We start from the raw sequence: 1,948 nt of genomic DNA on the forward strand, positions 1-1,948 counted from the left end.
TCGGCGCGCGCTTCGGCGTCATCGCTCCGCTCGGCCCGTGCCTCGAGCCGCAGGATCTGGCGGAGGCTGTTCATCTGGTCGTCGCTGAGGTTCTCGAACGGGTTCGAGATCACGGCGGCTGGAGGCGCAAGCGTCTCCCAGGAGATTTCCTTAGGATCAGCCGCTTCTACGAGACCCGGAGGAACGGCAAGCGAAAGTATCAAGAAGAGACGGGCGAACATGGTCATGAAGAAATCCCCTTCTTTTATCATAGCCGAACCGACAGCCCGTCAGCCAGCGTCATGCGGTAGACCCGGACCGCCGGGATAAGCGAGGCGAGGAGCCCGGCCCAGAAGATGACGAAAAGGGTGGCCATTTCGCGCGTACCGAAGACATTCAATCCCAACCTCAGACCGAAGCGGGCAGACAGGATCGGGTCGGTCACGAACGTGGCCACCGTGAGCAGAACAAGGCCAAGGATAAGCCCTGCCGCGGTGAGAACGGCCGCTTCCGTGACAATCAGCGCAAAGATACGGGTGGGCGTGGCGCCAACAGACCGCAGGATCGCGAATTCGCGACGGCGGGTGTCGAGGGTCGCAGAGAGCATGACCACCATGCCGATCATTCCTGCCAAAGCCACGGCCCACGCCATCAACCTCATCGCGCGCTCCGCTGTCCCGGTAATCCCCCAGAGCTCGGCGAGCGCGACCGCAGGGAGGACGGCGCTGAGCGCGTCGGAGGGGAGATCGTTGACCGCCCGCTGCAGGCCGAGGACGCTCGTCCGATCGATCAGCCCGACATAGACGGCATTGATCCGGTCCGGTTCGTGACCGTGTCCGGCCTCCGCGCCTTCGTGGTCGTCATGCGCTTCGTGGTCGTCGTGCGCTTCATGGTCGTCGTGCGCGTCATCCTCACCATGACCATCGGCGGGCATCGCCGCCGGGTCAAGGGGGTCGGCCAGCGGCGCATCTTCCTGCGCATGCAGGGTGTCGAAGCCTTCGAGCGTGACGAAGACCATACGGTCGACGGCGGTACCGGTCGGCGCGAGCACGCCCGAAATGGTGAAGGGCGCGTCGTCGTGGAGGTCGAACGAGACCTCGCCCGAGCCATGGGCGTTGACGATCACCGCACCGGGAGCATAGCCGAACCGCGCCGCGACTTCGGCCCCGATCACGGCGGCGTCCGCTCCATCGCCGGTAAAGAACGCTCCAGCCGCCAGAGACAGCGGCTGACCGCCGGAGTGCCGGAAATGCTCGAAATACGATGCATCCGTCCCGATCACCGGATAGCCGCGATGATTGTCGCCCATCTGAATCGGAACCGCCCAGGCCACCTCGGGCCGATCTTCCAGCCACTCGAAGCTGTCCCATGTTATGCCCGTCCCGATGCCGCCGACGCCGAAGACGGTAGCCATCAGGATCTGCACCGGATTGCCGCGCGGCGCCACGATCAGGTCGATCCCGGACGCAGAGTTGGCAAAGCTGTCGCGCGCGCCGTCCCTGAGCCGCTCGACACCGAGGATCAACGCGACGCTGAGGCTGATGGCCAGCACGGTCAGGCCGGCCACGAACCAGCGGTTCCACAGGCTGCGCAAGCTGAACCCCAGCATCAGACGGCGCCCCCGTTAAGGGCGAGGAAATCAACACTGCGGTCGAAATGATGCTCCAGGCTGCGATCATGACTGACGAAGAGCAGCGCGCTGCCCGCTTCGGCGCATTCCCTCGCTAGCAGGTCGACAAAGGCCGCCTTGGCCGCCTCATCGAGCGCCGAGGTCGGCTCGTCCGCCAGGATCAGGTCCGGCTTGCCGATCAACGCGCGCGCGGCGGCAACCCGTTGCTGCTGGCCCACGCTGAGTTCGCTAGCCGGCTTGGATACCAGGGACGTATCCGACAGCCCTAGTTCGCCGAGCAGATGTCGGGCCGCTCCCGCAGGATCCTCGCCCGCACGCGCGAGCCGACGCTTGGAGAAT

General features: G+C 65.4%; 2 protein-coding genes and 1 pseudogene. All 3 read right to left on the bottom strand.

Annotated features, from left to right (window positions below):
- Positions 1-227: pseudogene (locus tag AC2FLM_RS01245) on the bottom strand (DUF3299 domain-containing protein); the annotation flags it as partial.
- Between the two features lie 20 nt (positions 228-247).
- The gene (locus AC2FLM_RS01250) at positions 248-1,588 is read right to left on the bottom strand and encodes an ABC transporter permease (RefSeq protein WP_496854938.1); all 1,341 of its coding nucleotides are present in this window, start codon (positions 1,586-1,588) and stop codon (positions 248-250) included.
- A partial coding sequence (locus AC2FLM_RS01255; RefSeq protein WP_496854940.1) for an ATP-binding cassette domain-containing protein occupies positions 1,588-1,948 on the bottom strand: 361 nt, incomplete at its 5' end. The genes AC2FLM_RS01255 and AC2FLM_RS01250, both read right to left, overlap by 1 nt.

Source organism: Ruegeria sp. SAZD011 (assembly GCF_059612545.1).